Source organism: Actinocorallia longicatena, from assembly GCF_039534125.1.
GTDB lineage: Bacteria > Actinomycetota > Actinomycetes > Streptosporangiales > Streptosporangiaceae > Actinocorallia > Actinocorallia longicatena.
Genome location: NZ_BAAAUV010000012.1, coordinates 146604 through 171862 on the forward strand (window position 1 = coordinate 146604; position 25259 = coordinate 171862).

General features: G+C 71.0%; 28 protein-coding genes. 11 read left to right on the top strand and 17 right to left on the bottom strand.

Features of this window, described 5'->3' with window-relative positions; translation table 11 throughout:
* Nucleotides 1-30 precede the first annotated feature (30 nt).
* The gene (locus tag ABD785_RS23745; protein ID WP_344832108.1) at nucleotides 31-618 is read left to right on the top strand and encodes a QsdR family transcriptional regulator; all 588 of its coding nucleotides are present in this window, start codon (nucleotides 31-33) and stop codon (nucleotides 616-618) included.
* Here the strand turns inward: ABD785_RS23745 and ABD785_RS23750 are convergent.
* The gene (locus ABD785_RS23750) at nucleotides 611-1750 is read right to left on the bottom strand and encodes a serine hydrolase domain-containing protein (RefSeq protein WP_344832110.1); all 1140 of its coding nucleotides are present in this window, start codon (nucleotides 1748-1750) and stop codon (nucleotides 611-613) included. The genes ABD785_RS23745 and ABD785_RS23750 overlap by 8 nt on opposite strands.
* Before the next feature lie 256 nt (nucleotides 1751-2006).
* On the opposite strand from ABD785_RS23750, the gene ABD785_RS23755 reads away from it, so the two are divergent.
* Together ABD785_RS23755 and ABD785_RS23760 are read left to right on the top strand one after the other, a co-directional pair.
* Nucleotides 2007-3515: a M28 family peptidase gene (locus ABD785_RS23755; RefSeq protein ID WP_344832113.1), complete on the top strand. Its 1509-nt coding sequence runs from the start codon at nucleotides 2007-2009 to the stop codon at nucleotides 3513-3515.
* Between the two features lie 124 nt (nucleotides 3516-3639).
* Complete coding sequence (locus ABD785_RS23760; protein ID WP_344832115.1) at nucleotides 3640-4059, top strand: hypothetical protein; 420 nt, start codon at nucleotides 3640-3642, stop codon at nucleotides 4057-4059.
* Between the two features lie 223 nt (nucleotides 4060-4282).
* On the opposite strand, the gene ABD785_RS23765 is transcribed toward ABD785_RS23760, so the two are convergent.
* Nucleotides 4283-4723: a DUF6069 family protein gene (locus tag ABD785_RS23765; RefSeq protein WP_344832116.1), complete on the bottom strand. Its 441-nt coding sequence runs from the start codon at nucleotides 4721-4723 to the stop codon at nucleotides 4283-4285.
* Between the two features lie 115 nt (nucleotides 4724-4838).
* Entirely contained in the window at nucleotides 4839-5207 is a 369-nt protein-coding gene (locus ABD785_RS23770; RefSeq protein ID WP_344832117.1) for a hypothetical protein, read from the bottom strand.
* A gap of 127 nt (nucleotides 5208-5334) precedes the next feature.
* Here ABD785_RS23770 and ABD785_RS23775 point away from each other — a divergent pair, with 127 nt between their 5' ends.
* Nucleotides 5335-5904: a hypothetical protein gene (locus tag ABD785_RS23775; RefSeq protein WP_344832120.1), complete on the top strand. Its 570-nt coding sequence runs from the start codon at nucleotides 5335-5337 to the stop codon at nucleotides 5902-5904.
* Between the two features lie 3 nt (nucleotides 5905-5907).
* Here the strand turns inward: ABD785_RS23775 and ABD785_RS23780 are convergent, their stop codons facing one another.
* The 3 genes from ABD785_RS23780 to ABD785_RS23790 all read right to left on the bottom strand — a co-directional run bounded on the left by ABD785_RS23780 (nucleotide 5908) and on the right by ABD785_RS23790 (nucleotide 8398).
* Entirely contained in the window at nucleotides 5908-6603 is a 696-nt protein-coding gene (locus ABD785_RS23780; RefSeq protein WP_344832121.1) for a restriction endonuclease, read from the bottom strand.
* Between the two features lie 129 nt (nucleotides 6604-6732).
* The gene (locus tag ABD785_RS23785) at nucleotides 6733-7155 is read right to left on the bottom strand and encodes a hypothetical protein (RefSeq protein WP_344832124.1); all 423 of its coding nucleotides are present in this window, start codon (nucleotides 7153-7155) and stop codon (nucleotides 6733-6735) included.
* 70 nt (nucleotides 7156-7225) lie between these two features.
* Nucleotides 7226-8398: a ribonuclease H family protein gene (locus tag ABD785_RS23790; protein ID WP_344832125.1), complete on the bottom strand. Its 1173-nt coding sequence runs from the start codon at nucleotides 8396-8398 to the stop codon at nucleotides 7226-7228.
* Between the two features lie 68 nt (nucleotides 8399-8466).
* On the opposite strand from ABD785_RS23790, the gene ABD785_RS23795 reads away from it, so the two are divergent.
* The gene (locus ABD785_RS23795) at nucleotides 8467-9225 is read left to right on the top strand and encodes a hypothetical protein (RefSeq protein WP_344832126.1); all 759 of its coding nucleotides are present in this window, start codon (nucleotides 8467-8469) and stop codon (nucleotides 9223-9225) included.
* Here the strand turns inward: ABD785_RS23795 and ABD785_RS23800 are convergent.
* Nucleotides 9106-10077: a LysR family transcriptional regulator gene (locus ABD785_RS23800; protein ID WP_344832128.1), complete on the bottom strand. Its 972-nt coding sequence runs from the start codon at nucleotides 10075-10077 to the stop codon at nucleotides 9106-9108. The two genes, ABD785_RS23795 and ABD785_RS23800, sit on opposite strands and share 120 nt — an antisense overlap.
* Nucleotides 10078-10175: 98 nt before the next feature.
* On the opposite strand from ABD785_RS23800, the gene ABD785_RS23805 reads away from it, so the two are divergent.
* From ABD785_RS23805 to ABD785_RS23815, 3 genes are all read left to right on the top strand, one after another.
* Entirely contained in the window at nucleotides 10176-10907 is a 732-nt protein-coding gene (locus ABD785_RS23805) for an SDR family oxidoreductase (RefSeq protein ID WP_344832129.1), read from the top strand.
* A 317-nt stretch (nucleotides 10908-11224) separates the two neighbouring features.
* Nucleotides 11225-12286: a phosphotransferase gene (locus ABD785_RS23810; RefSeq protein WP_344832131.1), complete on the top strand. Its 1062-nt coding sequence runs from the start codon at nucleotides 11225-11227 to the stop codon at nucleotides 12284-12286.
* A 13-nt stretch (nucleotides 12287-12299) separates the two neighbouring features.
* Nucleotides 12300-13256, top strand: coding sequence for a phosphotransferase family protein (locus ABD785_RS23815; protein ID WP_344832134.1), 957 nt, complete (start codon nucleotides 12300-12302; stop codon nucleotides 13254-13256).
* Here ABD785_RS23815 and ABD785_RS23820 read toward each other — a convergent pair.
* Nucleotides 13190-13993, bottom strand: coding sequence for an alpha/beta hydrolase (locus ABD785_RS23820; protein ID WP_344832135.1), 804 nt, complete (start codon nucleotides 13991-13993; stop codon nucleotides 13190-13192). The two genes, ABD785_RS23815 and ABD785_RS23820, sit on opposite strands and share 67 nt — an antisense overlap.
* 189 nt (nucleotides 13994-14182) lie before the next feature.
* On the opposite strand from ABD785_RS23820, the gene ABD785_RS23825 reads away from it, so the two are divergent.
* Nucleotides 14183-15097: an alpha/beta hydrolase family protein gene (locus ABD785_RS23825; RefSeq protein WP_344832137.1), complete on the top strand. Its 915-nt coding sequence runs from the start codon at nucleotides 14183-14185 to the stop codon at nucleotides 15095-15097.
* 67 nt (nucleotides 15098-15164) lie between these two features.
* Here ABD785_RS23825 and ABD785_RS23830 read toward each other — a convergent pair whose 3' ends face one another.
* From ABD785_RS23830 to ABD785_RS23840, 3 genes are all read right to left on the bottom strand, one after another.
* Complete coding sequence (locus tag ABD785_RS23830; RefSeq protein ID WP_344832138.1) at nucleotides 15165-15779, bottom strand: Uma2 family endonuclease; 615 nt, start codon at nucleotides 15777-15779, stop codon at nucleotides 15165-15167.
* A gap of 467 nt (nucleotides 15780-16246) precedes the next feature.
* A complete protein-coding gene (locus ABD785_RS23835) occupies nucleotides 16247-16885 on the bottom strand; it encodes a Fic family protein (protein ID WP_344832141.1) in 639 nt (212 codons plus the stop codon).
* Entirely contained in the window at nucleotides 16803-17357 is a 555-nt protein-coding gene (locus tag ABD785_RS23840) for a Fic family protein (protein ID WP_344832143.1), read from the bottom strand. The genes ABD785_RS23835 and ABD785_RS23840 overlap by 83 nt, the downstream gene beginning before the upstream one ends.
* A 171-nt stretch (nucleotides 17358-17528) precedes the next feature.
* Here ABD785_RS23840 and ABD785_RS23845 point away from each other — a divergent pair, with 171 nt between their 5' ends.
* Both ABD785_RS23845 and ABD785_RS23850 read left to right on the top strand, forming a co-directional pair.
* Entirely contained in the window at nucleotides 17529-17702 is a 174-nt protein-coding gene (locus tag ABD785_RS23845; protein ID WP_344832144.1) for a hypothetical protein, read from the top strand.
* An 806-nt stretch (nucleotides 17703-18508) separates the two neighbouring features.
* Nucleotides 18509-19603, top strand: a complete 1095-nt coding sequence (locus ABD785_RS23850) for a DUF5925 domain-containing protein (protein WP_344832147.1) — start codon at nucleotides 18509-18511, stop codon at nucleotides 19601-19603.
* Here ABD785_RS23850 and ABD785_RS23855 read toward each other — a convergent pair.
* The 6 genes from ABD785_RS23855 to ABD785_RS23880 form a co-directional block, all read right to left on the bottom strand.
* Entirely contained in the window at nucleotides 19594-21396 is a 1803-nt protein-coding gene (locus ABD785_RS23855; protein ID WP_344832150.1) for a choline/carnitine O-acyltransferase, read from the bottom strand. The two genes, ABD785_RS23850 and ABD785_RS23855, sit on opposite strands and share 10 nt — an antisense overlap.
* Nucleotides 21393-22208: a class I SAM-dependent methyltransferase gene (locus tag ABD785_RS23860; RefSeq protein ID WP_344832152.1), complete on the bottom strand. Its 816-nt coding sequence runs from the start codon at nucleotides 22206-22208 to the stop codon at nucleotides 21393-21395. Before ABD785_RS23860 ends, ABD785_RS23855 begins: the two co-directional genes overlap by 4 nt.
* 95 nt (nucleotides 22209-22303) lie before the next feature.
* Nucleotides 22304-23146: a HalD/BesD family halogenase gene (locus ABD785_RS23865; protein WP_344832154.1), complete on the bottom strand. Its 843-nt coding sequence runs from the start codon at nucleotides 23144-23146 to the stop codon at nucleotides 22304-22306.
* Nucleotides 23147-23239: 93 nt separating this feature from the next.
* Nucleotides 23240-23815, bottom strand: a complete 576-nt coding sequence (locus tag ABD785_RS23870; RefSeq protein WP_344832156.1) for a hypothetical protein — start codon at nucleotides 23813-23815, stop codon at nucleotides 23240-23242.
* Between the two features lie 83 nt (nucleotides 23816-23898).
* Entirely contained in the window at nucleotides 23899-24705 is an 807-nt protein-coding gene (locus ABD785_RS23875) for a hypothetical protein (RefSeq protein ID WP_344832159.1), read from the bottom strand.
* A gap of 4 nt (nucleotides 24706-24709) precedes the next feature.
* Complete coding sequence (locus tag ABD785_RS23880) at nucleotides 24710-25204, bottom strand: SigE family RNA polymerase sigma factor (protein ID WP_344832162.1); 495 nt, start codon at nucleotides 25202-25204, stop codon at nucleotides 24710-24712.
* Between the last annotated feature and the right edge of the window lie 55 nt (nucleotides 25205-25259).

Below are 25259 nucleotides of genomic sequence, written 5' to 3' on the forward strand. Positions count from 1 at the left end.
GAGGGGGCGGGGCGGCCTAGGATCGTGGGCGTGAGCGCAACCGGCCCGGCACGCCCCGACGCGCAGGAGGCGTTCCGGCTGGCCCGGCGCACGTTCATGGCCGGTGAGCGGATCGACATGCAGCAGCTCGCGGCCGCTCTCGGAGTGGACCGCTCGACCCTGTTCCGGTGGGTCGGCAACCGCGACCAGCTCCTGGTGGCCGTTCTCACCTCGCTGAACGAACCCACCCTGCGCGCGGCGGCCGAGCAGGCTCCCGGGACGGGCGGCGAGCGCATCGCGCGGATCGCGGGCGGCTACGCCCGGATGCTGATCGACGCCCCCTACTACCGGATCTTCCTGCGGCGCGAGGCCGAGCGGGCGCTCAGGCTGATCACGACCAAGGCCAGCCCGCTCCAGCAGCAGGTCGTGGCGTCCTTCGCCCGGCTCGTCCAGGAGGAGCGCGACCGGGGCCGCCTCGACCCGCCGATGGCCGTCCCCGACCTGGCCTACCTCGTGGTGCGGATCATCGAGTCGTTCATCTACGCCGACTCCATCACCGGCGACGACCCCGACGCGGCCAAGGTCGAGGCCGCGATCGGGGCGCTGCTGCACGGTACCGGCCGCGCGCCCGTCAGGTGAGCGCCTTGTACACGGCCGTGAGGTAGGCCGCCGAACGATCGGAGCCGATGATGCCCGGCGCCATCCTGTTCATGACGTAGGCGACGGTGAGACGCCGCTCCAGATCACAGATGATCATCGAGCCGCCCCAGCCGCCCCAGAAGGCGATCCGCCCCTCGGGCAGGTAGGGCAGGGTGGCCGGTTCGGGCAGGCCGAAGCCGATGCCCCAGCGCAGCGGGACGCCCAGGACGAGGTCGGCGCCCCGGGCCTGCTCCTGGAAGATCAGATCGATCGTCGAGGGGCTGAGCAGGGTGACGCCGCCCGCGGTGCCGCCGAGGGTGACGGGGGACAGCATCCGGGCCAGGCCGCGGGCGGTGGCGTGGCCGTTGAGCGCGCCGAGCTCGGCCGCCCGCCAGGCGGCGTCGTTGGCGCGGGCGGCGTCCAGGACCGGGCCGGTGAAGGTCCTGATCACCGGCAGGGCGGGGTCGAGGGCGCCCAGATCCAGCTCCAGCGGCGGCGGGGGGAGGATCTCGGCGACGCGGGCGGCGTCACCGGGGAGCGCGCCGATCTGGAAGTCGGCCCCCAGCGGCCCGGCGATCTCCTCGCGGACGAAGTCCTTCAGCGTCCGCCCGGTGATGCGGCGGACGAGCTCCCCGATCAGGTGGCCCTGAGCGGCGGCGTGGTAGCCCGACGCCGTTCCCGGCTCCCACCAGGGCGCCTGGGCGGCGAGCCGCGCGGCGGCGGCCTCGGTGTCGAACATGTCCTCCAGCGCGAACGGCTGGTCCCAGCCCGACACCCCGGAGGTGTGGGCGAGCAGGTGACGGACCTCGACGGCGCCCTTCCCCGCGGCGGCGAACTCCGGCCAGTAGTCGGCGACGGGCGCGAACACGTCGAGCAGCCCGCGTTCGACCAGGACGAGCGCGGCCAGCGCCGTGACGGTCTTGGTCGAGGACCAGACGTTGACGATCGTGTCCTCGCGCCAGGGCCGGGTCCGGGCCGCGTCGGCGTATCCGCCCCACAGGTCGACGACGGTCCGCCCGTCGACGTCGACCGCGATCGCGGCGCCCAGCTCGTCGGCGGCCAGCCGCTCGGCGAACACCTCGCGCAGTTCCTCGAAGCGGGGCTCGTGGGTTCCTTGGACGTCCTCGGCCATCGGGGTTCCTCTCGACCGGCGGGGGCGGCGACGCCTGCAACGTATAGCGAGATGTTGCAGCAATCAACGGAGCGGGCGGGGTCTTGTGCGGACGCACCGCGCGGCGCCCGCCCGCCGGGGCGAGGGAGGGCCGGATGTGAGGGAACGATCACGGTGCGGGCAAGAATCAACTAGGCCGTTTCGCCGAGTCAGAGGGCGGGTTATGGTGCGGGCGTCCTTCGGGGGACCGAGCAAGACCGGTTCTGGGAGTAGGCCCATGCGGTTTCGTCTCCGGCGGGCGCTGGCAGCGCTCGCGCTCGTCGTTCCAGCCGTCCAGATCCTCACGGCACAGGCCGCGCACGCGGCGCCGCCGAACATCTCACTCGCCAACGTCAAGGCGCATCTGACGCAGCTGCAGTCGATCGCCACCGCCAACGGCGGCAACCGCGCCCACGGCCGTCCGGGCTACCTCGCCTCGGTCAACTACGCCAAGGGCCTGCTCGACGCCGCCGGGTACACCACCACCGTCCAGTCCTTCACCTACAACGGCGCCACCGGCTACAACCTCATCGCCGACTGGCCCGGCGGCGACCCCAACGACGTCCTCATGACCGGCTCCCACCTCGACAGCGTCACCGCCGGCCCGGGCATCAACGACAACGGATCCGGCAGCGCCGGCGTGCTGGAGACCGCCCTGGAGGTCTCCCGGCAGGCCCTCGCCCCGACCAAGCACCTGCGGTTCGGCTGGTGGGGCGCCGAAGAACTCGGCCTGCGCGGCTCCACCGCCTACGTCTCCTCCCTGACGGCCACCGAACGCGCCAAGATCAAGGGCTATCTGAACTTCGACATGATCGGCTCGCCCAACCCCGGCTACTTCCTCTACGACGGCGACAACTCCGACGGCGTCGGCTCGGGCCCCGGCCCGTCCGGATCGGCCCAGATCGAGGCGACCCTGGCCGCCTACTTCACCTCCATCGGCGTCGCGACCCGCGGCACCGACTTCGACGGACGCTCCGACTACGGCCCGTTCATCGCCCAGGGCATCCCCGCCGGAGGCACCTTCACCGGCGCCGAGGGCGTCAAGACCGCCGCCCAGGCCACCCTGTGGGGCGGCACCTCCGGCCAGGCGTTCGACGCCTGCTACCACCGCGCCTGCGACACCTCCGCCAACATCAACGACACCGCCCTGGACCGCAACGCCGACGCCATCGCCTACACCGTCTGGACCCTCGGTACCGCGGCCGTGCCCACCACCGTCTGGTCGGACTCCTTCGAGACCTCCACCGGCTGGACCACCGACCCCGCCGGCACCGACACCGCCACCACCGGCCAGTGGGAGCGCGGCGACCCCGCCGCCACCACCTCCTCCGGCACCAAGCAGGTCGGCACCACCCCCAGCGGCGTCAACGACCTCGTCACCGGCCGCCTGGCCGGCACCGACGCCGGAACCCACGACGTCGACGGGGGAGTGACGAGCGTCCAGTCACCGCCCATCACCCTGCCCGCCACCGGGACCCTCACCCTCGCCTACTCCTGGTACCTCGCCCACGGCAGCAACTCCTCCACCGCCGACTCCTTCCGGGTGAAGATCGTCGGCGCGACCACGACGACCGTCCAGCAGCAGCTCGGCGCGGCCGCCAACCGCAACGGCGCCTTCGCCCCCGCGACCGTGAACCTGACCCCCTACGCGGGCCAGACCATCCGCATCCTCATCGAGGCCACCGACGCCTCCACCGGCAGCCTTCTCGAGGCCGGCGTGGACGACGTCACCATCACCCGCCAGTAGACCGGTCCCGGGCGGCCCCCGCCGGGGCCGCCCGGGCACCCGCACGACACGGGACACGGACGGGACATCCGGCTCAGGCGCGGCGGCCGCCGATACGGCACCGTGGGCCGGGGGAGGGGACGGGATGCGGCGGGTGTCGGTGAACGGCCGGGGCATGTTCGAGGTGACCGGTGACGCGCAGGGCGTGATCGTCGGCTTCCTGGGCTGCGCGCTGAGCCCCTACCCGTGCGGGCCGCCGCTCCGGGAGGAACTGGCCGGACGGTTCGCCCCCGGCGGGCCGGGGCTGGCCGTCCCCGACACGTTCGCCGCCTACCGGATGCTGTCGCGCGACGACCTTCCGGACGAGTACCTGATCGGCGGTCTCCCGCCCGGCTGGAGGCATCTGACCTTCACCCCTGACGAGGAGACCTGGGCGCTCGTCCTGTTCTCCCGCGAGCGGCGGACCGCCCTCAGCGAGCTCGTCGAGGGGGAGGAACTGCGCGCGCTCCTCGCCCAGGCGCTGGAGCTCAGAGCGCGATGGGACGGCTACCGGCATGGCTCCTGAGGAACGGTCCCGGGCGGGCAAAGAACACCAAGGAGCGCGCCCCGAGCGTCCGGCCGGGGAGCGCCGCTGACCCGCCGGTGGAGCACCGAGCCTTTGCCCAGGTCACAGCGTTGCCGCTCGGAGATCCGACAGAACGCCCATAGCTCCGCGAAGCCGGGTGAAGGGGTGGGCACGGGCCGCTTTGCCTTCCACCATCTGCCTTGGTCGGGGCTTGGCGATCCGGTCAGAGGCTCGAGGGCAGGATGGTGAGGATCGCCAGGCCCACGACCAGGTTGATGGCGGCCACGGCCAGCATGTGGCCGAAGGATCCGCCGAAGGTGAACGGCAGCAGGGTGGCGGCCGCGGTCAGCAGCCCGACGATCCAGGAGAAGAACCGCAGCGGGCTCGGCATGGCCAGCAGCAGCACGTGCAGGAGAGCGGTGGCGGCCAGTGCCGCACCCGCGGCGGCGAGCGCGTAGGACGTGGTGGAACCGTCGCCGTAGGACCCCGAGTCGACCGGGGCGAGAAGGTCGCTCTTGACGAACAGCCGGATGACGATGACGCCCACGACCACGACCAGCGCGACCACGACCGCCGTCCCCGCCCCGGCCGCCCACAGCCGGCCCGGGCTGAAAGAACGCCGGGCAGGGGGTGGTTCGGCAGGGCCCTGCCAGGGATTCGTCATGGCACCTCGCTCCGCACGGTCTCTCCCGGGGTCTGCCCGTGCCTCACCCAGGCGAAGGCCAGCGGACCGTCCGCTGTTCACCAAGCGGGCGGTCGCGGAGAACGCGGCGGCCGGGTCAGGCGGCCAGGGACCGGGAGCACCGGGCGCCGGCGAGGTGGTCCAGGGCCGACCGGACGGTACGGCCGTCGAGGAGGTAGACGGCGTCCGGTTCGCCCCGGGACCCCGAACCGTCCGTGTCCGGGCCGGCTTCCCACACCTTCACCCTGATGTGGGCGTCGCCCGGCGGCCGGCGCGCGTGCTCCTGGCGGGGGTCCGCGGCGAGGACCAGCAGATACCGCTCCATGACGGAGCGGGCGAACCGGCGGGCGCTCATCTCCCGGCCGGAGAGCGCTTCCACCGCGACGAGCCCGGCCTCGGCGACGTTCACCGGCGACCAGTGATCACTCTCCCAGCCCGTCTGCACCTCGAACAGGAAACGCTCCACCGACACCAGCTCCCTCGAACACCGCGGCCGAAGGTCTCGCCCTACCTCGGCGGGCCCGATTCAAACCCCTCCGCCGTCCAGGTGGCGGGGCACGGGAGGTCGATGCCATGATCCGGTGGTGTTCGGTGTGAGTGAGAACGATCTCCAGGAGCGGCTGTCGGCGCTGGAGGAGCGGATGACCGACCGGGTCGACGACCTCGGACGGGAGCTCCGGGAGCTGGTCGACCGGCGGATCGGGGAACTGCGGGAGATCCTGGACGTCGATCCGGAGGAACGGACACGGGCACTGGTCACTTACGCGGCCGAGGGCGTCCGCCGCGAACTGGAGCAGACCATCGCCGAGGCGGCCCGGCTGCGGGAGGGCACCGGCGCGCTCCAGAAGGCTCAGGAGGCGCTGACCGCCCGCCTGTCCGGTGGCGGTGATCCGCCGCCGTGGCGGACCAACGCGCGCTTCAACGTCGTCTACCGGGCGGAGGTCCCCTCCTACATCGCCGTCTATTTCGTGGGCGGGCGCACCGACCGTGTCTCCCTGCTCATCGGCGACGACGACCCGCCGGCCAAGAGCTACGGCGAGCTGGACGTCTCCGCCGAGACCACCTCCTTCATCGGCGCCCTCGTCCGTCCCGGAGAGCACTGGATGGCCAGGGCCAAACGCGGCACCGGCTCGGTGAAGTGCGTCGTCACCACCCTCTACTGACGTTCAGCCGGGCTCGTGCCGCCCGGGGGACAGGCCCAGAACGTCGTGCAGGTGGACGCCGTCGGTGGCCCAGCGGATGAGCGCGGCCCTGTCGATGAGATGGATATCGGCCTTCTCGGAGAAGGCGAGGGCGTCCCGGGTGTAGCCGCTGGTGGTGACGACGAGCTTGAGCCGGGCCTGGTAGATCGGCCAGGCCGCCCCCGCGACCTTCTGCACGTCATGGGAGCCGACCCGGTTGCCGTGCGCGTAGTGCTTCACCTGGACCATCCAGATCCCGCCCAGGACCGGGTCATGGCCGACGACGTCACCGGAGAAGTCCCCGGCCCGTCCCGTGTGCTGCGCGTCGACCCCGTCGCGGCGCAGCAGGCGCATGACGGCGATCTCGAACTCCCGCCAGTGCATCGCCTCCATCTCCTCGAACGTCAGGCTGTAGGAGGCCATCCGCCCACGGCGCTCCTGCTCGGCCGCCCACAGCGACCGCCAGTACCGGTCGGCTCCGACAGCCGCCAGCGCCAGCAGAGGCAGCGCCAGATACCAGCGGTCGACCGCCAGCCTCCACCCGGCGTGCAGCAGCCACCCCCCAGCCGCCAGCCCCACAACCCAGGCGAACCAGCCCTCCCCGCTCCGCGGCCTGGACGGCAGCCAGAGCCACCCCGGCACCCACCAGGGCCGCCACTCCTCCTCGAACCCGACGCCCACGGAGCCTCCCGGTCCGGCCGGCCACGCTGACAAGCCACGCCACCCGATGGAAACACGCCCCACCGACGGAAAACCGCCCGACCACCACCCAGGTAAGACAGATGTCCACCCGAGGTGAGCCCGGCGTACCTAGGGCTCGTACCTCACATCAACGGTGGTCAGTTCGGGAAACGTGCCGACCTGGCTCAGGAGCCCGTCCCCGGCCCTCAGCGCGTCGATCGGGCTTCCCGATGTGTCGAGGAGCCTCTTGACGCCGACCTGGTCCCTGAACCTGATGGTCGCCTTGGTCAGCTGCTCGGTCCCGGCGCAGTTCCCCTTCCCCGCCGACCTCGTCTCGGCACCGACGGTGATGCGATCGCCCGCAGCCGACAGCGTCACCCTCACCTCTTCGTCGCACGACCCGGCCCAGAAGATCAGCGTTCCGGCCGAGCCGCTCTGATCCGGCACATACCCCTCCACGTCGGCCTGCTGAAAGGGCTGCGGGCCGGCCGAGCACGACGTCAGCGCGAGGAGGACCGCGGCGCCGATGCTGATCGATCTTCCACCGCTCATGGCCATCGGCCCCTTCTCGTCTGTACGGCATCCGGCCGCCGACGCCACGTCGAGGTGCCAGGTCGAGCTGCTAGGCATCGCCGTTGACGGCCTGGAGGAGGGTCCAGCGGCCGTCGAGGCGGGCGGCGGTCAGGAGGATGCGCCAGCCGGGCTTCGCCATGGCGCAGATCCTGGGTGGGAGGGAGATCGGTCCGATCTCGGTGTCGAGACCGTCCTCCCTGAACGTGATCGAGCCTTCCGTGATCTTCACGATCTCGGCGTACTGGTCGGCGATCCAGTCCTCGGAGGCGAGTTCGCCGTGGTCGACGTCGGGGGCCTCGTCCTCGATGTGGTCCTTGAGGGCGTTCACGAACGTCCGGACGGCCGTGAAGCCGCCGAACCTCTCGGTGAGCTCACCGGCGAGGGACTTCGCGGTTCCGGCGCCGATCTGGCCGGTGTCCCTCAGGTGGTCCAGGAGGGCGTGCATCACCTCACGGATGGTCTCCAGCTCGGCCGGGCTCGCGAACCTCTTGTGCACGACCACGTAGCAGAAATCGGGAAGGTGGTCGGCGATGCTGCTCGCGCGGACCGTGCCCGGCTTCTCGTCGCCGTACCAGCCGATGCTGAAGCGCAGGATGCCGACGACGTCCTCGACCGCCTCGAAGTCACGCCGGGGGAGACGAGCGCGCTCGCCGGACAGGAACCGTCGCAGCGCCTCCTCCAGGGACGTCTTCGCCCGCCCGGCCGGCTCCACGCCGTCCCGCGCGAGGGCTTCGGCCTCGACGAGCGCGTCGTAGGCCAGGTCCTGGAGGCGTTCGTAGGGGTGGTCGTCCTCCAGGTCCTCGAACGGGTCGATGAAGTACGCGTCGTCCTCGTCGTCCTCGGCCAGATCACCGAACTCCTCGGCCCACTCGATCCGGTGCGTCCCGGCCATCGCCATGAGCCGCCGGTACAGATCCGCGTCCGGGACGCGCTCCGGTTCCGTCCCCGGCCTGGGCACGCCCTCTCCGCCGCACCAGACCCTGACGCGCACCGGCCGGGTCAGCCGCTCCAGCCCCTCGACCACGGCCGTGAACGTCATGAGCTCGCCGGTCGTCTCCTGGGCATGGCCGCTGAGCTCCCTGGCGTGGTCGCCGTACCTCAGCAGCGCGCCCCACCCGCCGGGCCCCGCGGTGCTCTCCCCGAGGCCCGCGGCCATCAGGCGCACGATCCCGGGCTCCGGCTCCTCGATCACGTTCGCGCCCTCCGATCGGCTCAGCGGCATTCCGGCCGATCGTAGTGACAAAACCGGTTCTCTCATGGAATGTCGGCGGTGATCACTAGAGTCCGGCCATGACCTCCGCTCCGCAGACGACCTCTGACGCCTGGCGTCACCAGCTCACCGCCGCGTTCGAGATCTTCCTCGGCCGCCCCCTGGCGAGCTTCGACCCTGCCGCCGACTACGCGACGATCTTCGGCGGCAACCTCTTCCGCGAACTCGGCTTCGCCCGCGACCCCGCCTGGGTGACGCCCGCCGCGCTCACCGGCGCCGAACCGGTCATCTGGGACTGCCCGATCTTCGACCTCGACGAGCCGCTCCTGCGCTTCGACGCCTGCCGCTCGGTCTTCGAGTTCGACAAGCGCGACCTCCCCGCCGCCCTGGAAGCCGACCTCGCCCAGGTCTTCTTCGACGGCCGCCTCCTCCTGGGCGCCGATCTGGCCCCGCTGGCCGCCCGTCACGACCTGGCCGCCCTGGCCGACGCGTGGACGGTCTGCCACCCGCGCCTGCTCACCGACGGCACGCTCTTCGACGCCTTCCGCGCCGCGACCGCCCTCGGCGACGACCCCGCCAGCCTCCTGAACCTCGAGGCCGAAGCGTCGGAGGAATGGCAGGACGCCCTCTCCGCCCTCCCCTCACCCGAACTCCGCGCCCATCTGTCCTTCTTCTGCACCGACGGCGAAGAGGGCCTGATGTACCTGGGCACCGAACGTTCAGGCGGCGCCCTCGTCCCCGCGCCCGGCGCCACCCTCATCGCCAACTGGGAAGAGGGCCAGAGCCAGGTCGAGTTCGCCATCGTCCGGCTCGGCACCCCCTTCGAAGCCGGGGCGTAGGGGATCCGTCTCTTTCAAGAGGGTGGCGGTGCGGACGAGGGCGGCGACGGCTCGTGATCGGCTGTGCGACGGCCAGGCGATCACCGTCGTGATGCTGGGGGCGTCCAGGACGGGGACGGTGTCCAGGTCGCCGCGCAGGTGCGTGCGGCAGGATTCCGGCAGGACGGCCGTGGCGCGGCCGAGGGCGATCAGCTGGTAGAGCTGGGCGGTGTCGTGGGCCTCGGGGCCGGGGCCGTCGGGGTAGGTGCCGTCGCGGCGGGGCCAGCGGGGCATCGGGAGGCCGGGCAGGCCGGTGACGTCGGCCATCGTGACGTGGTCGCGGGAGGCCAGGGGATGGCCGGCCGGGACCACGGCGACCTGGCTCTCGGTGTGGAGTTCCTCGGTGTCGAATCCGGCCGTCGAGTCGAACGGCCGGTGCAGGAGCGCGACGTCGGCGAGGCCGTCGCGGAGCATGTACTCCTGTTCGCCGATGCCGCAGAGCCGCACGTCGACGGGGACAGCGCCGGGGGCGGCGGCGTAGGCGGCCAGAAGCCCGGCCAGCAGTTCGCCGGCCGCCCCCGCCTTGGTGACGAGGACCAGGCCGGGACGGTCCTTCGCGGCACGGCGGGTACGGCGCCCCGCGGCGTCGACCGCGTCGAGGGCGGCCCGGCCCTCGACGAGCAGGACCGATCCGGCCTCGGTGAGCGAGACGGTGCGGCCGGCCCGGTCCAGCAGGGTCACGCCCAGGCGGCGTTCGAGCTGCTGGATCGCCCGCGACAGCGGAGGCTGCGCGATCCCGAGACGTTGCGCGGCCCGGCCGAAGTGCAGCTCCTCGGCGACGGCGACGAAGTACCGCAACTCCCGCGTTTCCATGCCCCTCACGGTATCCGCCCGGATCGATACCCGTGAGGTATCGGCGGCCACCCGATCGGTGTTGGAGGTTCCGGCGCGGGCCGGGCCAGGATCGGGACATGAGCGAACAGAAGATCGCACTGGTGACAGGCGCGAACAAGGGGATCGGGTTCGAGATCGCGGCCGGGCTCGGCGCCCTCGGATGGAGCGTGGGCGTCGGCGCCCGGGACACCGGACGCGGGGAGGCCGCCGTGGACAAGCTCCGGGCGGGCGGCGCCGACGCGTTCGCCGTGCCCCTCGACGTGACCGACGACGCGAGCGTGACAGCGGCGGCCGCCCTGATCGAGGAGCGCCACGGCCGACTGGACGTCCTGGTCAACAACGCCGGGGTGACCGGTGGCATGCCGCAGAATCCCACCACGGTCGGCATCGCCACCCTGCGGACCGCCGTGGAGACCAACGTGATCGGCGTCATCCGGGTCACCAACGCGATGCTGCCCCTGCTGCGCCGCTCGCCGTCGCCCCGGATCGTGAACATGTCCAGCACCGTCGGCTCCCTCACCCACCAGACCTCCGCCGCAGGGCCGGAGACCACGGGCCCGCTGTCGGCCGCCTACTCCCCGTCCAAGTCCTTCCTCAACGCCGTCACGATCCAGTACGCGAAGGAACTGCACGGCACCGGCATCCTGATCAACGCCGCCTGCCCCGGCTACGTGGCCACCGACCTGAACGGCTTCAGCGGCTTCCGCACCCCCGAGCAGGGCGCCGCCATCGCCCTCCACCTGGCCACCCTCCCCGACAACGGTCCCAGTGGCGGCTTTTTCGACGACGCGGGCCCGATCCCCTGGTGAGGAGTCTGAACGGGCTCGCGCGCGGGAGAGTCGGGTGGGGACAGGCCGAGGACGGCGGCGAGCTCGGGGCTGCGCGTGCCGAGCATCTCGCTGCCGTTCTGCTCACCACCGGCCGGGCGGGAAGTCAGCGGACGGCGGGGGAGGGGCGGCTGTCTTCACGGGTCCGGGGAGGCCAGGATGCGTCCGCCGCCGTCCGGTGTGCCCGCCCCGCCCAGCGCGGGACACCGCCCGCACGGGCGGCGCCTCCAGCGATGGGCGTTGTTGAGTGAGCGCTTACTTGCTAAGGTGCGGGTCCGGTCGGTTTCGAGGAGGACGCGTTGGGCGGGCAGGGCATTCCGGAGGACCTGGACCTGATCACGGCCGAGTGGATGACGGCGGCGCTGGCGGCCTCCCATCCGGGGGCGGTGGTGTCGGAGGTGAAGGTGGCGCTGCGCGATGACGGCACCAACCGGCGGGCCCGCCTGGGGCTGAGCTACGCGGCCGGGCAGGGGCCGGAGACGGTGTTCGTGAAAGCGGTCGACCCCGCCCACGCCGAGCTCACCGCCGCGACCAGCGGCCTGTTCCACGAGCCACGCCTGTTCCTGTCGGAGGTGGAGCTGCCGGTCGACCACCCGGCTGTCCACCTGTCGCTGATCGACGAACCCGGCCAGAACTTCATCATGGTGATGGAGGACCTGTCGGCGCGGGGCGCCGATCCCCGCGACTCCACCCGTCCCCTCACCCCCGCCCAGGCCGCCGGCGGAATGCGTGCGCTGGCGCGGCTGCACAGCGCCTTCTGGAACGCCCGTCTCACCGGCCGGCAGGCACTGTCCTGGGTCGAGCCCTACACTCCCTGGCCGCAGGAGATGGACGAGCTGATGGCCGGAGTCATCCCGCTCGCCCGCGAGATGGCCGGCGACGCCCTGCCCCCGCTCGTGCGCGCCTACGAGCCGATGGATCTCATCCGCCTGTGGAAGGGCTACATCCACGCCCTCGCCACCGGCCCGCAGACCCTCCTGCACGGTGACGCCCACATCGGCAACACCTACGTCCTGCCCGGCGACGACATCGGTTTCCTGGACTGGCAGATGCTCCGGCGCGGCCACTGGTCCCTGGACGTCGGCTACTTCCTGCAGGGGGCCGTGACCACCGAGGACCGCCGCGCCCATGAGGCCGAGCTGATCGAGACCTACCGCACCGCCCTGGACGTCCCCGAATCCGAACGTCCCACCGCCGAACAGGCCTGGACCGCCTACCGCGCCAGCGCCGTCTACGGCCTCGTCCTGTGGCTGGCCACCCTCACCGGAAGCGCCTGGCAGCGCGAGGACATCTCCCTCGCCCTCGCCCAGCGCTACGCCGATGCCTTCACCGACCTCGACACCCCCGCCGCCGTCCTCTGACACCATCCCGGTCATGGATTTCGGTTGCAGGGAAGATCGCGATCGTGCGGCCGTCCGCAGCGCGGTGGCCGAGGGCCTGCCCGGGTACCGGGTCGGCTCGGTGACGCCGCTCGGTGAGGGCGAGGACCACATCGCCTTCCAGGTCAACGACGAACTGATCGTCCGGTTCGGCAAGGACCGGGATCCGGAGGCCAGGGCCGCCCGGGTGTCCGCGGAGGCCCGCCTGCTCGCGGGCGTCGCGGAACTGTCACCGGTTCCGGTGCCCGAGCCGGTCTTCATGATCGCCGAGCTGGGCTGCCTGGGGTACTTCAAGCTCCCCGGGGTCCCCCTGATCGACATGGACGCCTCCGAACGGCCGTCCCACGCGCCGTCGATCGCCGCCCGGCTCGGCGAACTGCTCCGGACCCTGCACACCACGCCGCCCGACCGGATGACGGGCCTGGTGGAGATCGACGACCATCCGGCCACGGCATGGCTGGAGGAGGCCGCGCGGACCTACGCCGACGTCGCCGAGACGATCCCGCGGGCCCACCGGGCCGCGGTGGAACGGTTCCTGGCCACCACGCCACCCGACCGGCACGGCCTGGTGTTCTCGCACAACGACCTGGGCATCGAGCACGTCCTCGTGGACCCGGCCACCTGGACGGTCACCGGGATCATCGACTGGAGCGACGCCGCGATCGTCGACCCCGCCTGCGACTTCGGCCTCATCCACCGCGACCTCGGCACCGCCGCCCTCGACCGGGCCCTGGCCGGCTACCCGGCCGACCTCGACGGGATCGAGGCGATCAGGGCGCGTGCGGGCTTCTACGCCCGATGCGGCGTCCTGGAGGACCTGGCCTACGGCCTCCAGGACGGGCACCGCAGGTATCTCGGCAAGAGCCTGGACGCACTCGAGTGGCTCTATCCTGCGGCCAGGGCCCGGAGCACCTCCGGCCAGGCCGAGGACAGCGGGTCGATCAGCCCGTAGTGCCCGCTCCCGGGCACCTCGACCACGGGGGCGGCCGTCCCGCTCCCGGCGGCGTGCGCGGCGAACGCGTGGCCGACCTCGGGCGGAACGATCTCGTCGGCGGCGCCGAACACCTGCACGGTCGGCACCCCGACCGGCACCAGCACCGCCGGATCGGCCTGCGCCCACCGCTGCGGCCACTCCTCGGGCCCACCGCCCATGAGCGCCCCGGCCGCGCCCCCGCCCAGCTTCAGCCGGTGCACCAGAGCGAGATCGGCACAGCCCGCCAGCGAGACGATCCTCCGCGCCCAGGGCTCCTTCTCGCTGCGCCACGGAGACCCCTCCGGAAGGCGGCTGCGCAGCGACGCCCACAGCGCGAGATGCCCCCCGGCCGAATGACCGGCCCACACCGACGCCCCCGTGTCGACACCGTGGCCCTCCACCAGGGCGGGAAGGGCGTCGAAGACCGCGGCGACGTCGTCGAAGGTGCCCGGCCAGCCTCCTCCGGGCTGCCCCGCCCGGCGGTACTCCGGAACCGCCACCGCATACCCGGCCGCCACCAGCCCCCCGGCCATCGGACGCAGATGGGCGCGATCGTAGGCGGCCTTCCAGAACCCTCCGTGGACCAGCACCACCAGCGGAGGGGACGGCGTCCCGGGCAGCCACAGATCGACCACCTGGTCGGGCAGCGGGCCATAGGACAGCGTCGCCGCCGGCTCCGGCCCGCCCCTGGTCAGCACCTCTTCGGACTCCTCCATCACGGCTCCCTCCCTCGCCCGAGCCTAGAGGGAGCCCGTCCCCGACCCGGAATCCGCCCGGGTGAGACGGCCCGAACGCAAGTGCACCGCGAGGCCAGTTTTGGAAACAGCGTTTCCCTTGACGCCGAAGATCTTCGAGCCGCATCCTCATTGCGAAACGGTGTTTCGTCATGGGAAACGGAGAAGCGCATGAAGAGATCCATCCTGAGAGCGGGAACGGGCGCTGCCCTGGTGGCGGCGGCCCTCGGCTCGGCCACGGCACCGGCCAGCGCGGGGGAGGGAGACGTCATCTCCTTCACCACCACCGTCAACGGCGACCCCGCCGACGTCTACGCCCCGGCCGCCGGCGACAAGGACCTGCCCGTCGCCCTGCTCCTCCAGGGCGCCAACGTCGGCAAGGCCAACTACAAGAAGTTCGCCACCGCCGTGGCGTCCTACGGATTCGTCGTCGTGGTCCCCGACCACCAGCGTTTCGTCTTCGGCACTCCCGGCCTCTACGCCGAGGCCTCCGAAGCCTCCTCGACCGTCGCCTGGGCCGCACAGGAGAACGTCCGCACCGGATCACCCCTGTCCGGCGACATCGACACCGGCTCCCTCGTCCTGCTCGGCCATTCCTTCGGGGGAGCGGCCGCCCTCTCCATCGTCACCGGAGCCTGCGCCCCGGTCTTCTGCACCGTCCCCACGCCACCGCCCGCCCAGTTGAAGGGCGTCGCCCTCTACGGCACCAACAACCTCGCCCCCGGCACCACCACCGCACCCCCCATCGCCAACGGCGTCCCGGTCCAGCTCGTCCAGGGCACGGCCGACGGCGTCGCCACCCCCGCGGCGGGCCTGGCCACCTACAACGCCGTCCAGAACCCGCCCAAGATGCAGGTCTCCCTCCTGGGCGCCAACCACTACGGCATCACCGACACCCAGACCCCGCCCGGCGCCGCCCCCGACCCGTCCCCCCAGACCATCACCCAGGACGTCTCCATCGCCTCGACCGCCCGATGGAGCGCGATGTACCTCCGCACCGCCCTCGGCGACCCCTGGTCCAAGGTCTGGCTCTACGGCGTGGGCCCCTACGTCGACAAGACCGTCACCGTCACCTACGTGAAGTAACCCGAACGACTCCGGCCACCATGCACGCTGCACCCGCCAGTCAAGGGCTGGCGGGCTGCCGCACCGTTCATACCTGGGGTGCGACCTCGAGATCCTTCCAGAGGACGTCGATGGGGAAGGGATCTGTAAGGGTGAGGGCAGCGGGGCCCATGTCGCGATGGGTGGTGCCGATATGGGTGTAGGGCTTGCCGCCCCCAGCGAGTGCGTAACGCTCGATGGCCAAGGCACCGACCTTGTCGAAGGTGATGAGCCAGTAGTGGGGGATACCGGCGTCCGCGTAGTCGCTCATCTTGTGGACCCGGTCACGCCGCTCGGACCAGGTCGAAAGGACCTCCGCGACGATGAGGACGTGCTGGGCGGCGAGCTGCTCGTAGTCGGGCAGGCACCGGTGCAGGACCGCGTCGGGCTTGCGGGCGGTGGGAGGCACCTCCCACAGGAGGACGTCGACCTCGGTATTGGTCTCGTAGCAGGAGGCGTTTCCGGTGCGACGCATTTCGGCGACGGCGGCGCCCTCCAAAGCCAAGGAAAGGCGAGTGGCGACCTTCTGGTGGTCGCGGCCTCGCTGCTCCCGCGGGATGACATACCCGTCCACGATCTCGAGATCGCGCCGGATATCGGCGTCGATGTCGAGGAACTGCTCCCAGGTGATGGGGGAGTGCTGTGACTCGGGCCACACGGTCATGATCGAGACTTCCTCGGCTCAGCTGAACGAATCCTTGCCTTCACTCGGCATCCTATGGATATCCACCGCCCGGACCACGCTCGAATCACCAGCGCGACTGTCTCCGGAAGACAGGCCGAATCCCGAAGCCTCAGGCGCGCGTGGGCGTCAGTAGCCAGCGCTCTCGGGGTGGCATGACAGGAGGAAGGCGAACATCGCGGTGGCGTCCCTACGTCCCTGTTCGGCCTCGCAGGCTACGGATCTGTCCCGTCCAGGCGAAGTTGATACCAGTCCGCCGGTAGTCGCACCGTTTCGAAACGGGTCCCGTATCGTTCTGGCCTGCGGCTCCTCACCAAGCAAAGGTGAGGGCGATTCATATTTAGGTGTCAAGTGGGGCGTCCAGTGCAGTGGAAGCTCGGAGCGTGGGGAATGCGCCTACGGAGGCGCAGCTCACCGGGCAGGAGCCCTGCCGATGGAGGTGTTGGGGGTTATGTGGGCTGGTCGTAGGGTTCGGTGAAGGGTGTGGTGGATCGTTTGACGGTGTCGAGTACGGGCTGCATTGCGGGCCCGGCGAGGTAGTAGCGGCCGCGGGCCTGGCCGTGGGAGACGAGCCAGCCGAGCCGGCAGAGCTCGCGGACGTCGCGGATGGATTGCTGGTCGCTGAGCTCAGCGTCTTGCTGGTAGATGGTGCGGCGGACGCGGGATCCCCAGAACGCGGGAAGGAGCGCGAAGGTGACGCGTTCGTCCCTGCCGGCGCCTGCTGCGGCCTCCGACAGCGCGATCCAAGCTCTGCTGAGGAGGTCGACGCGGCGCTTGGCCTGCTGCGCCTGAAGGTGATGGGCGCGGAGGCAGAATCGGATCCACGCGTGGGCGTCGCCCTGAGGGCTCCAGGCGGCACCACCGGTTTCCTTCAGCACTTGGTAGTAGCCGTAAGTGTTCTGGCCTCGGCCGAGCCATTCCTCAATGGAGGAGAACTCCGGCGGCATCAGCGCTTCACGGGAGAACACCAGCGTTGACAGGGCGCGGGACATGCGGCCGTTGCCATCAGCCCAGGGATGGATCTTGACGAGGTTGAGGTGGGCCATCGAGGCCCGCACCGCGACCGGCGCGTCGAGGTCCCCGGTCATTGAGCCAGGCCACGAGCTCGTTCATGAGTTCGGGGACGAGTTCCGGGTCGGGCCCGGTGTAAACGGGGACCAGCGCATCGTCAGGGCTCGACAGGTAGACGGTGCTGCGCCGCAGGCGTCCCGGACGCTTGTCGGGGTGGGGCTCCTGCATCATGAAATGGAGAGAGTTGAGCAGGCCGACCTCGTAGCGGAACTCCCCGCCGGCGTCGGAGAGCGCCTGGATATATGTCATGGCGCGCTGGTAGGCCTCCAACTCCCGCCGGGTGGCCTCGCTGGTCTCCAGCGGCTCTTCCCCGGCCATCAGGGCCTCGACATCATCAACCGTCGCCGGGTAGCCCTCGATCGTGTTCGACCCGACGATCGCTCCAGCGGTCAGGCTCCGCCGCAACTGCTTGGTCCACCGGGCCTGAGGCTGGACGTGCAGGCGTAGATCCTCACGCATCCACTCGATCTCGGCGACTGGAGCCTGCACGTTACGAGGGGAAGCCGCTTGGGCAGGGGAGCCCGTCAAGTCGAGGGTTGGCGGGTCGGTCTCGTTGGTCGTGGATGAAGAGGAGCTCTCCCTGGACGCCCTGCAGGAGAGCGGTGTCGCTCAGCGGCTGTGGGGGAGTGGCGGGCAACGCCCAGTTCCTCCACAAAGGCGGTGCGCCGCCAGCAAAATATCTCCGGCAATTTCAACATCTGGACGACGACAAAGTACACAAGCCGCACCACCGAGTTTTCTGAAATCAATGATCCGAAAGCCCGCCACATTCCGCGGCTGGATGTCCTGTCAGCGGCACCGAACGGCTATCTGGCGCGACGAATTCACTGCTGAATGGCACCTCGACGTCCTGGTAGCGGTGGAGGTAGTGGTGGAGGTACTCGCCAAGGGGACGTTCCCCCAGGCCAGTGAGGTACCAGCGGTGCTCGATGGTGCGCGTATATTCACCGAGGGCGGCCGGACGGAAGGGACTCGATGAACCCGCGACTGGCCCAGGTGCCAGGGGAGTGGTGTCCGATAGCGAGATGGGGGAGCACTGCGTCTGTTGAGGCGTCCGCTGGCAGGCCGACCCGCCCCATGACCGCGACGCGCAGAAGCGTGAGCCACGCTGGTTTGCGGAGCAGGTGTTACTGCTCAGCCGTGTTGACGATCTGCTGTTCGACGGGGTCGTGGTGGAAGTGCCAATTGAGCCTCCCTCTCGCGATCCTGCGACCAGTGGGGGTCAGCCGGACGGTATCGGAAGTGAGCAACCCGGCAACCCGGCAAAGGCGGTCAATGGACAAGGAGTGGACGGTCCTCGAAGATCATGATCAACACTACTTAACATAATGCACATTATCGGCCTGGCTGGGATGTCATCCAGGGGAGTGGATGTCGGGCCGGGTCGGCGTTTGCGGTGGGGTGGGCGCCCTGGGGTGGTGCCGTGCGTGAGCGGGTGACGGGGGTGCCGCCGGCGGGACGGGAGTGGCGATCTTGGTGCGATGTGGTGGGTGATTGCGGAGTGCAGTCGGTTTGTCTGGTTTTGTGTTTTGGGGTTTTTGTCTGGGTTTGGTGGTGTGGATGGTGAGGGGAAAATGCGTGGACGGGTGGTGGGGCGGTGGCTGATCATCGGGGGTATGGGTGGGGCTTATGTGAGGGAAATGCCGTGGGTGATGTCCCTGGACGATGCTGATTCGACGCGGGATGTGATCGATGCGCTGGCGCTGTATCCGTTCGTGTCGGGTGAGCAGCCGCATGCGCGGTCGGCGCGGCTGGAGAGGGTCAGGTCCGAGGCGCCGTTGCGGCCGCTGGACGCCCGGGTGCTGCGGACCTGCTGGGAGGACGGGGAGACCGAGGCGCTGCTGGCCTGCGGTGAGGGGTACACCGTGCGGGTCGTGCGGTGGAAGGACGGGTCGGCGCAGGTCGGGGTGACGGCGACGTCGGCGGAGCTGGCGGTGTCGGTGCTGGCCGAGTCCTCGCGGGACGCCTCGGAGCCGGTGCCGGAGGACGGCACGCAGGTGGAGATCGGGTTCTGGCACGCGGGGTCGCACGGGCCGGTGCGGCGGGAGCGCATGATCGGTGCCTCGGCGTGGGAGGAGATCCGCGGGAACTACCCGTCGGGGGTGGCCTCGGCGCTGGACCGGCTGATGGCGCTGGACGCCGCTGAGCTCTCGGGGCGGCTGCTGTTGCTGCACGGGCCGCCGGGGACGGGCAAGACGACGGCGTTGCGGGCGCTGGCGCGGGAGTGGTCCGCATGGTGCCAGGTCGACTGCGTGCTGGATCCGGAGCGGCTGTTCGCCTCCTCGGCCTATCTGACGGGGGTCGCGGTCGGGCCCGAACATCAGGAGGACTCGGCTGTGCGGCGGTGGCGGCTGCTGGTGCTGGAGGACTGCGACGAGCTGATCCGCGGTGAGGCGAAGGAGAGCACGGGGCAGGGTCTGTCGCGGTTGCTGAACCTGACCGACGGGATGCTGGGACAGGGCAGGGACGTCCTGGTGGCGATCACGACGAACGAGGATCTGTCGCGGCTGCATCCGGCGGTGATCCGGCCCGGTCGGTGCCTGGCGCAGCTCGAGATCGGCCGGCTGTCGCGGTCGGAGTCGGCGGCGTGGCTGGAGCGTTCGGGGGCCGAGGTGCCGGCGATCGGCCGGGACGGCATGACGCTGGCGGAACTGACGGCGCTGGCCTCCGCCGGGCAGAGGATCGTGGCCGATCCCGTGACCGTCCCGGCGGAGGCGACCGGCTTCTACCTGTGAGCCACTCCCCCTTCGGCGGCCAGCAGGTCCTGGAGTTCGGTGACGGCCGTACGCAGTTCGGCGGCGAAGGTGTGCATGGCGTCGGCGACGGGCCGCGGGGTCGACAGGTAGAGGTTGAACCGGTCGGGCAACAGCACGTAGGCGACGCCGATGCACTTGGTGCTGGTCATGCCGAATCCGAAGTAGCGGATGTTGGCCGAGGGCGCCGAGCTGGTGGACAGGTAGTCGTCGCGGCTGACCGTCCATCCGGGTGAGTCGAACAGCGCGATCGGGCCGGTGACGCCGAGCTCGGGCTGGCGGGAGGCGATGAGCTGCAGTTCCCACAGGTGCTGTTCGGGGGCGTCGCCGGCCTGGCAGTCCTTGGCGCGCTGGACGTGGGCGTCGGCGGCGGCTCGCAGGGCCGCGGTCTTGTCCTTGTCGGTGGCGTCGGTGGCGTCGGTGCTGGTCAGGGCGTCGACGAAGGTGATCGTCTCGGGGGTGACGACGCGCATGGCTTCGGTGCGTCCGGCGCGGAAGTGGCGGGTGGCGATGGACTCGTAGGTGGCGCCGGTGAGGCCCTTGGCGCGGCGGTGGGCGAGTTGGTAGGCCATCTGGACGAACGCGTCGGGTGAGATCTTGAGCTGTTTGGCGCGGTCGACGCCGAAGTCGGGGAACGACACGGTGGTGGTGGCGGTGTCGGCGGCGTAGTCGGCGAAGGACCGGGCGGCGTCGGCGATGTCGGCGCGCAGGGCGTCGTCCAGGACGAAGGTGAGGGGCCTGGTGGCGGGGGTTCCCGCGGTGGGGTGGTCGGTGGGGGTGGTGAGGATGTCGTCGACGAACGACAGGATGGTGGTGCCGTCCAGGCCGCAGTGCTCGACGTTGATGCCGGCGGTGCCGTCGGCGAAGACGATGAGGGAGACGGCCTTGTCGAACCAGCGGTTGCCGCTGTCGCCGTGCAGGAGCCGGTCGCAGGCTTCGAGGTCGTCGGCGGGGGTGAGGTCTTCCAGGCAGACGGCGAACAGGGCGGTTTCGATGTCCTCGAGGGTGGCGGCGTTGGCGGGGTCATGGGCGCGCAGGGTGTCGCGGGTCGCGGCCCAGGCGGCGCGGGCCTTGGTGGTGAGGTGGCCTGCGGCGGTGTCGTCGGGGGCGGTGTGGGTGGTGTCCTTGACGATGCGCTGGAGGGCGGCGTCGAGGTCGTCGGCGGAGTAGGGGCGGCCGGTGGCGTCGAGGACGTCGAGGCGGTGCAGGTGGCGGCGGTGGAAGACCAGGATGTGACGGGCGGTGGCCGGTCCGGGGTGGGCGTCGCTGTAGGGGGCGCGGACGGTGTCCTGGTGGGCGCCGGGGATGCGGGTGGTGGCGAACAGGTACTTGTTCTGGTCCATCGCCAGGGGCTGGCCGCGGCGCAGCAGCGGCGGGATGGTCTCCTCGTCGAGGCGGCGCTTGTAGTCGACGGCGGAGGCGATGAGGTGGGCGGCGCGTTCGGTCTGGCTCTGGGGTGATTCGGCGAACAGGAACAGGAAGTTGGCGTTGAGGGCGATGCGGTCGCGGCGGCCGAGGTAGCGGGAGGGCCAGAAGCGGTCCAGCCAGCTGTGGACGCCGGGGGTGGCGTCGTAGGCGGCGAGGGCGGCGTGGAGGGTGGGGCCCTCGCCGTTGAGGAAGGCGGTGACGGCGGTGCTGGTGGTGGCGAGCTGGTCGGGGGTGAGCAGGGGCGCGCACCAGGTGAGGAAGCGGGCGCAGGTGTCTTCCAGCGTGGGCAGGGGTACCCGCGGCAGGGTGTCCTCGAGGTCGAAGGTGCCGGGCTGGGTGGGGTTCACAGGGCCTCGATCCGGGTGCGTGGGTGATGGTCGGGAATGGAGATGAACAGTTCGGCGTGCAGCCAGCCGTCGGCCTCGTGGGGGTCGGGGCCGAGGGGGGCGAGGCGCTCCAGGACCTCGCGTTGCTCCTCGGGGGTGGCGAAGCGGCGTTGGCGGAAGGTGCTGGCGGCGCGGACGGTGCGGTAGCCGGCGTCGGTGAGCAGTTCGGCGATCGGGGTGAAGGGGAACATCCGCAGGACGAAGTGTGCCATCCAGGGTCGGCGGCCGCCGAACGCGGTCAGGAGCCGGGAGATGGACTTCTCGCCGATGTAGCCGAGGCAGCCGGTGGAGATGACCAGGTCGGTGCGGAAGAGCAGGGCCGCCTGGGATTCGGTGGGTTCGGCGGATTCGAGGTCGGCGTGGATGGCGTTACTGAGGAGTTTGGCCTGGACGGCGTAGGTGAGGGCCGGTTCGGAGGTGTCGAGGCCGATGAAGCGGGCGACGGGGGTGGCCTTCTCGCTGAGGCGCCGGTCGCGGTCGATGAGGTCGCCGCGGGTGGTGGGGGCGCCGTCGTAGCGGTCGTAGAGGTCGTCCATGGTGGCGTCGTGGTTGAGCAGTGCGGCGTTGATGCCGTAGGAGCAGCCGAGGTCGAGGACCCGGGGCAGGAGCCTGCCGGTGGCGGAAGCGTACTCGGCGATGAGGGCGGCGAAATGGGGTTTGGCGTATTGGGGGACGCGGTAGTCGAAGGCGCGCAGGGTGTTGAAGTAGGCGCGGGGGTCGGGCCGGTCGTAGATGTGGTCGAGTGAGACTTTTCCGGTTCTGTCGACGTGCACGGTCGCATTCCTCTCGAGATGTCCGGTGAGCAATGTGGCCGGGGTGGGGTCAGTCGGAAGGGGTCTGGTCCAAGGGGTCTCTGTCGGATAGGGGTTCAGTCGAGCAGGAGGTCGGCGCGGACCGCGGTGGCCCGGTGCTGGGGGGTGAGGCGGCCGAAGAGCTGGCGGGTGCGCTCGGGGCTGCCGATGACTCCGGGCCGCAGGCTGTAGGCGAAGATCGCGGTGTGCCGGTCGGTGCCTCCGGTGACGGGGCTGACGCGGTGCAGGGAGTAGCGGCCCCGGAAGAGCTGGAGGTCGCCCGGCCGCAGGGTGAGGCGGCGGATGCGGTGGCCGGCGCGGCCTTCGAGGACGGCGGCGACGTCGCCGAGGTTCTCCGTCTCGGGGGTGCGGATGCCGGGGCAGTACTCGAACACGCCGCCCTCCTCGGCGGCGTGGGTGAGCAGGCTGACGGTGAACTCGTTGGTGTCGAAGTGCCAGGGGTGCTGGTTGCCGGGGCGCAGCACGTTGAGGCAGAGCCCGGCGAGCGGGTCGGCGAGTTCGTGGAGTTCGGTGAGGTCGAAGCAGGCGGCGACGAACCGCTGGAAGGCCGGGTCGGTGTAGAGGCGGTGGATGAGGTGCTCGCCGGGGATGCGGTCGCGCGGGACGAAGGCGTTGCCGCGGGGGAAGGTGTGGTGGGCGGGGTGGTCTTCGGGGAGGGCGGGGTCGGGGGCGGTGTTGTAGACGTTGACGGTCTCGACGTCGTAGTGGGCGTGGGGGGCGATGCTGCTGCCCTGGTCGCGCAGATGCTCCTGGGCGCCGGGGTGGATGAAGTCGGGCAGGACGCTGCAGCCGTCGGCGGCGAGGTCGGCCCGGACGCGGTCGATGAGGGAGTTCCACGCGGCTCCGCCGGGCGCCTCGAGCGGATACCGCCGTAGGTCGACAGTTCGATCAAGAAGCATGAGAACGGGTCTAACAGCCGTGGGCGCGGGCGCCCATCCCCCGTCCGGGTGACAGATGGGTGACCTGCGGGTCGGTCGTGTTCACCCTGGGGCTCAGGGGGCGGGTGCGGCGAGCAGGGTGATGAGCTGGGCGAGCTCGTCGGGGGTCAGGTTGCTGCGCAGGACGCGGGCGGCGGTCTCGGGGCGCGAGAGCGGGACGGTGACGGTGCGGGCCCGGAATCCGGCCTCGACCATGGCGGCGTGCGCGGACATCTCGCCGGTGAGGACCCGGTCGTGGAGGGTGGGGGCGTCCTTGCGCAGGCGGCGCAGGGCGGCGGCCTGGCTGGTGCCGGTCGGCCGGATCGGCTCGTTGATATTATCAACAGCGCTCGCGGTCGACTGCTGGAGCGCCTGCTCGAGCAGGTCGACGATGACGGGATCGCCGCCGGTCAGGCGCCGCACCGTCCCGACGGTCGCGCCGAGCCCGCGCGGCGGCGAGGCGATCACGAAGGACAGGAAGTCGCGGTGCGCGACGCGGGAGCCGTCGATGACGAACTCGCGCCAGGCGGTCTCCTCCAGCACACGGCGCAGCAGCCGGGGTGCGTGCACGAGGCCCTCCCCCGCCGCGGTCATCGCCACCGACAGCTCGCTCACCAGCGCGCCGCACACGGCGGGCCGTCCCTGGGTCACCGGCGTCCTCCTGTTCACCGCCCATTGTGCCGACGGCCCGCCCCCGCGGGCCGTCACGACACGGATCTTTCGGGGAGCGGCCTTCAGGAAGCGGGACGGCCGTTGAGGACGTTCATCAGTTCCACCGAGTCCACGGCCAGAAGGCGTTCGGGCAGCGTCTGCCACGACTGCTCCTTCTCCTGCGGCGCTACCTTCTCCGCCCTCTGGTAAAAGCCGAAACTCCAGGTCCTGGCGCGGGAGACGGGCCAGCCGCGGGTGGCCTTGGTCCCGTAGGACGCGGCGACGATCGTCACGGTGACGGAGGTGACGCCCGGCTTGACCTTCAGTTCGAACAGGGAGCCGGAGAAGCAGTTGAAGCCGGTGGTGCGCCGCCCGCCGTACTCCGGTGCCCAGGTCGCTCCCTTGCTCAGCGTCATCTGGACGTTGACGTTGGACTCGAAGCCGTCGCAGACCGCGGCCAGGCCGACGGCGGAGGTGGTGTCGGCCGGGGTGAAGGTGAGCGTGGCCCGCCGCTCCTTCGGCCAGGCGATGTCGGCCGTCGGGCCGGGCAGCCGGTTCCACCAGTAGCGGGCCTGCTTCCGCGCGGCCTCGTACCGCTCCTCCAGCTCCTCAGGGGAGGTCGCCGCGGCCGTGGGGGACGGCGCCGCGGTCACCGGCGGGGTGGGGCTGACGGCCGTCAGCGTCTCGGTGCCCTTTCCGCCTCCTTCGTGCAGGAGGGAGGGGACGGTGAGGGCGGCTCCGGCGACCGCCAGCGCGCCGGCCCCAGCGACGGCGGCCTTGCGGGTGCGGCGGGCGCGGCGCAGGCGCTGCTGGAAACCGGGCGGCAGGGGCCGGTTCAGGGCGGGCGCGGTGCGCTGCTCGAGCAGGTCGTGCAGTTCCTCGGTGTTCATTTCCTCATCCCTTCTGGGCGGTGAGCACGGCCGGGTCGACGCGGAGCTTGGCCAGGGCCCTGCTGGTCTGGCTCTTCACGGTGCCGACCGAGCAGTGCATGAGCTCGGCGACCTGAGCCTCGGGAAGGTCCTCGTAGAAGCGCAGGACGACGGCGGTGCGCTGCCGGTCGGGCAGGCGGCCCAGGGCGTCCCACACCAGGTCGCGTTCGCCGGTGTGGGCGGTGTGGTCGGGTCCCGGACGGTCGGGGACGGCCTCGGAGGTGATCTCTCGGCTGCGCCAGGCGCGCCGCCACCAGGAGCTGTGCGTATTGACGATGATCTTGCGGAGGTAGGGTTCGGGATCCCCGGTGACGCGGGGCCAGGCGAACCATGCCTTGACCAGCGCTGTCTGCACCAGGTCCTCGGCGCTCTGCCAGTCCTGGGTCAGCAGGTAGGCCAGGCGGAGCAGGCGCGGCCACCGCGAGGCCACGAACGCCTGATAGTCGGATCTGTCCGCCACGGACGTCTCCTCTTGGGGGGTTGACGGCGGGTCGTCCTACCTACGCCCCGACCGC

Coding starts and splice junctions, on each gene's coding strand:
- ABD785_RS23750 (WP_344832110.1), bottom strand. CDS start 1,750: ATGGCCGAGGACGTCCAAGGAACCCACGAGCCCCGCTTCGAGGAACTG.
- ABD785_RS23755 (WP_344832113.1), top strand. CDS start 2,007: ATGCGGTTTCGTCTCCGGCGGGCGCTGGCAGCGCTCGCGCTCGTCGTT.
- ABD785_RS23760 (WP_344832115.1), top strand. CDS start 3,640: ATGCGGCGGGTGTCGGTGAACGGCCGGGGCATGTTCGAGGTGACCGGT.
- ABD785_RS23765 (WP_344832116.1), bottom strand. CDS start 4,723: ATGACGAATCCCTGGCAGGGCCCTGCCGAACCACCCCCTGCCCGGCGT.
- ABD785_RS23785 (WP_344832124.1), bottom strand. CDS start 7,155: ATGAGCGGTGGAAGATCGATCAGCATCGGCGCCGCGGTCCTCCTCGCG.
- ABD785_RS23790 (WP_344832125.1), bottom strand. CDS start 8,398: ATGCCGCTGAGCCGATCGGAGGGCGCGAACGTGATCGAGGAGCCGGAG.
- ABD785_RS23795 (WP_344832126.1), top strand. CDS start 8,467: ATGACCTCCGCTCCGCAGACGACCTCTGACGCCTGGCGTCACCAGCTC.
- ABD785_RS23800 (WP_344832128.1), bottom strand. CDS start 10,077: ATGGAAACGCGGGAGTTGCGGTACTTCGTCGCCGTCGCCGAGGAGCTG.
- ABD785_RS23805 (WP_344832129.1), top strand. CDS start 10,176: ATGAGCGAACAGAAGATCGCACTGGTGACAGGCGCGAACAAGGGGATC.
- ABD785_RS23815 (WP_344832134.1), top strand. CDS start 12,300: ATGGATTTCGGTTGCAGGGAAGATCGCGATCGTGCGGCCGTCCGCAGC.
- ABD785_RS23820 (WP_344832135.1), bottom strand. CDS start 13,993: ATGGAGGAGTCCGAAGAGGTGCTGACCAGGGGCGGGCCGGAGCCGGCG.
- ABD785_RS23825 (WP_344832137.1), top strand. CDS start 14,183: ATGAAGAGATCCATCCTGAGAGCGGGAACGGGCGCTGCCCTGGTGGCG.
- ABD785_RS23830 (WP_344832138.1), bottom strand. CDS start 15,779: ATGACCGTGTGGCCCGAGTCACAGCACTCCCCCATCACCTGGGAGCAG.
- ABD785_RS23835 (WP_344832141.1), bottom strand. CDS start 16,885: ATGACCGGGGACCTCGACGCGCCGGTCGCGGTGCGGGCCTCGATGGCC.
- ABD785_RS23850 (WP_344832147.1), top strand. CDS start 18,509: ATGCCGTGGGTGATGTCCCTGGACGATGCTGATTCGACGCGGGATGTG.
- ABD785_RS23865 (WP_344832154.1), bottom strand. CDS start 23,146: ATGCTTCTTGATCGAACTGTCGACCTACGGCGGTATCCGCTCGAGGCG.
- ABD785_RS23875 (WP_344832159.1), bottom strand. CDS start 24,705: ATGAACACCGAGGAACTGCACGACCTGCTCGAGCAGCGCACCGCGCCC.